The organism is Neobittarella massiliensis (ex Bilen et al. 2018) (genome assembly GCF_014269355.1).
Taxonomy (GTDB): domain Bacteria; phylum Bacillota; class Clostridia; order Oscillospirales; family Ruminococcaceae; genus Neobittarella; species Neobittarella massiliensis.
In genome coordinates this window covers 1-537 of record NZ_JACOGI010000009.1, presented here as the reverse complement: position 1 = coordinate 537, position 537 = coordinate 1, and the positions used below count along the sequence as shown (strand labels likewise).

1 protein-coding gene is annotated in these 537 nt (G+C 63.1%); it reads left to right on the top strand.

Annotation, left to right across the window (positions count from 1 at the left end; translation table 11 throughout):
* A partial coding sequence (locus H8K20_RS13615) for a hypothetical protein (protein WP_207721602.1) occupies positions 1-537 on the top strand: 537 nt, incomplete at both ends.

Below are 537 nucleotides of genomic sequence, written 5' to 3'. Positions count from 1 at the left end.
AGCTCCAAAGAAAACGCTGTATCGGTAAAAAAAGAAGACGAGATCAAGATCGATAAGACCGCCCCCGGTCTTGCCGCCGCCAGCACCGACCTCACCCTCACCGACAGTCTCTCCGGCGTGTGGAAACTGCAGAAGAAAACGGCCCAGCCGGTACCCCAATTGCTGCTGCGCCGCGGTCCGGCTCAGGCCGCGGAAGACGCTTTCCAGGACCTGCAGGTATTTGAACTGACCGCCGGCAACGGCGCCGCCAGCCAAAACTATACGATCTCCCAAAACGGGGTGTACCGGGCAGTGGACGCCGCCGGCAACCTGGGCGCGCCGCAGATCATCTCGCCCATCGACCCGCCGAGCGTCCTGCGGCCCGAGTCGGTAGATGACCCCAGCGATCCCACCGGCCCCAGCGTATTGCCCGGCCCTGTGGTGGGCCCAGAGGTAAAGCCGGATGATCCGGTGCCCGGCCCTCAGATCGATACCGATGAAAACGGCCTCAAGCACGCCGCCGTCTACGACAGCATAAACGAGGAGATCGACGAGAGC